Source organism: Lactobacillus helsingborgensis (assembly GCF_000970855.1).
Lineage (GTDB): Bacteria > Bacillota > Bacilli > Lactobacillales > Lactobacillaceae > Lactobacillus > Lactobacillus helsingborgensis.
Map to the genome: position 1 here is coordinate 162,128 of NZ_KQ034047.1, position 2,962 is coordinate 165,089.

Genomic DNA, 2,962 nt, shown 5'->3' on the forward strand with positions numbered 1-2,962 from the left:
GCCATTTAAAATCTGATTTTGGAATTTAAGTAGGCACAATCAGCAGATTTAACAAATTTGTCATAAAAAATTTAATCAATATAAGTTTAAAGAGATAGTATCCGCTATTTTCACTTCTCTATTTTATAACCTTGGCAAAATACTTTTATTATTATTTTTTACTTAAGAACTTTAAAAAATTTTTATTTTTCTACATACTAATTAAGAGCATCAAAATTATTTGTAATAAATTGAACACAATAAAATACCAACTTATAATATATTAAAATTCCAACTTTATTTTTTTGCATTCCTCTTTTTAATGCTGGAATTAATTTCCTTAACAATCCGCACTTGCGACAAAATAACGATCAGCCAAATAATAATATAAACTAATATAAATACACCTATCAACCAAAAATTAATCGGCCACTTATTTATCCAGGACATTAATAACACCAGCAAAAATGTGCCTATGATATGAACACTAAAGGCAATAGCAGGTGGTACATCCATTGCAAAAATCATTGATAAAATGCCTATTAATCCAGAAATAATAAAAACAGAAATAACACCTAAACGGGTAGGAACACTAGGTGATGCAAAAGTGATAATGATCAAATAAGTAGTTGCACCAAAGCCCACACCGGTAAAGAAATAGTTAATGAAATTACTCAATTTCCTCATTTTTATAGCCCCAATTCTTTTTTTAATGCCGGCAAATATAATCTGGAAACGTCAGCTTTTAAATTATTTTTTAAAAGTGCGATCATATTTCCTGCAAAGCCTACTTCTATCGATTCCAGAAAATTAATATTAATAATGCCATGTTTAGAAACCTGAATAAACCCATCACCCAATTTTTCAAGTACCTGATATAAGCGACCAGTGGTTTTTATTATGTCTTTAGTAGTATAAAATGTGATATCTGTTGTTTGGATTTCTACTTTAATAATCTCAGTAGGTTTAATTGTGACTATGCGGTCTTCTACCTTAATTGGTAAAAGATGATATTTCTTTTCGCCGAATTTATGCAAATAATCTATTAAATTATCAACTACTTCACTTTTTTGAGCTGCCTTAATTTCAACTTCAATGTCTTCTTTGCTTAAAGCAGAATCTGTCTTAAATTCAATCTTCACTTTACTTATTGCGCCTTCTGTCAGTGGTAAACGAAAGTAAAATAATTACTAAAATTAGTATAGCAATCATTAAAAGTAAAACAAACATATTATTTAGTCTATTATTATTCAATTTATACTGTATTCCTAAATAGTTAATTAAATGCCGTTTTACGTTGGTAGGAAAAGTTGCTAGTGTCTGCTTAAGTAAAAAACCTCTTAAAGCAGCTGCTTCATAGCTACTTGGTACTAATTTTACCAAATTTTGTGCTCCAGAAACCAATATACCGTAAGGTAAATAAGTTGCAACAGCGAAACCAGCAGCAGCGCCAAGGACCGCAGAAAACCGACTAAAAGTAGTGCTGGAATGCATGAAAAAAGCGATAACTTCATCTAATAAAGTCGCTCCCAGAGCGCCTAATAAAATAAACAGCAATCCGGGTAAAAGTGCTTTTTGAGGAATCGTCACATGATCAACTAATGAAAAGTACAATGCCATTACGATAAAGGTAATGATTTGCATAAAAAAGCTGACAACTGTACCGGATAAAATGTAAGCAAAATTTTGTGCAAACTGTGATATGCCTGTTAGCTTAAAATCAGCGTCGGCTCGCGTTTCGCGGTCACTTACTTGCTGCCCCAAAGCCTGAAAAGCAGTAGTAATACCAGAAACCGCAACAATACCAGCTATCATCCACAAATCTAACATTTTAGTAACGTGAGGTAAATTTTGCCAATTGGATTTCAAATTGTTTTGCAAAAAACCAATATAAATAAAGAAAGATAGCAACGCACCCAAGCATGACATAATTACACCAATAATGTTAGAAAAATAGATTTTTAAATTTCTGCGAAATAGAGCAATCATTTATTGTATCTCCTTCCCAGTAATCTGCAAAAACGCATCATTGATCGTTCCCTTAGAATAAGTGAAGTCAGTGATATTTGCTTGATTGTTTTTTAATAATTCAACGGTTTCTTGAGCCGATAGAGCATCAATTTCAACTTGCTTACGAGTAAGCCGAATAACTTTTTGATTAGTGTTCAAAGCCTGAATGTTATCAACAGTAAGTATTAATTTATTAGGAGCAAATTCGTTCTTGATCGTTGCGGCAGAACCACTAGCTAAGATTTGACCATTTTCAAGAATATACATTTGATCAGCATTTTCAGCTTCTTCTAAATAATGCGTTGTCAAAAAAATAGTGAGTTCTTGTTGTTGTTGCAGTTTGGTTAATAATTCCCAAATAGCATTTCTCGTTTGAATATCAAGCCCTGTAGTTGGTTCGTCTAGAAACAGTAAATTCGGTTTACTTATCAACGCACGGGCTATATCTACCCTTCTTTTTTGACCACCTGATAAAGTGCCAAACTTTTGCTTTAAAAAGTTTTTGATGCCTATTAAGTCAATCAATTGTTCAAGCCATTCCTGTGAAAATTTGGGGTACATCTTTGCTCTTAAATAAAGATTATCTTTAACTGTTAACTCGTTATCCAAAATGCTATTCTGAAAAACTAAGCCTATTTTCAAATCTGCCGCATATGAAATGACACCTGAAGTAGGCTTTAATAATCCGGTTAGCATATTAATCGTGGTAGATTTACCCGCACCATTTGTTCCTAAATAAGCAACAAGCTGTCCCTCTTTAATTTGAATATTAGCTTTATTCACTGCAATATTTTTACCAAATTTTTTAGTTAACCCTTGTGTTTCAATTAACATAATTGGCATCTCCTTTTTCTAATTAGAGCCATCATACTAATAAAATAAAACTTTGTAGCAAACTTATAGATAAGTGAACAGATACCAAGCATAAAAGGGCAAAATTAAATCATGAAATATAAAGAAGTCTACAGCAGCC

4 protein-coding genes are annotated in these 2,962 nt (G+C 31.9%); all 4 read right to left on the reverse strand.

The genetic code is table 11. From position 1 onward, the window contains the following. Nucleotides 1–276: 276 nt before the first annotated feature. Genes JF73_RS06740 through JF73_RS06755 form a run of 4 tightly spaced genes read right to left on the reverse strand, consistent with a single transcriptional unit; the run spans nt 277 to nt 2,823 of the window. Nucleotides 277–666: a DUF3021 family protein gene (locus JF73_RS06740; protein ID WP_046327522.1), complete on the reverse strand. Its 390-nt coding sequence runs from the start codon at nt 664–666 to the stop codon at nt 277–279. Between the two features lie 2 nt (nt 667–668). Then, nucleotides 669–1,121 carry a LytTR family DNA-binding domain-containing protein gene (locus JF73_RS06745; RefSeq protein WP_046327523.1) on the reverse strand — a complete coding sequence of 151 codons (453 nt, stop codon included), beginning with the start codon at nt 1,119–1,121 and terminating at the stop codon, nt 669–671. Between the two features lies 1 nt (nt 1,122). Beyond that, nucleotides 1,123–1,968, reverse strand: coding sequence for a hypothetical protein (locus JF73_RS06750; protein ID WP_046327524.1), 846 nt, complete (start codon nt 1,966–1,968; stop codon nt 1,123–1,125). Further along, nucleotides 1,969–2,823, reverse strand: coding sequence for an ABC transporter ATP-binding protein (locus JF73_RS06755; protein ID WP_046327525.1), 855 nt, complete (start codon nt 2,821–2,823; stop codon nt 1,969–1,971). Nucleotides 2,824–2,962 lie beyond the last annotated feature (139 nt).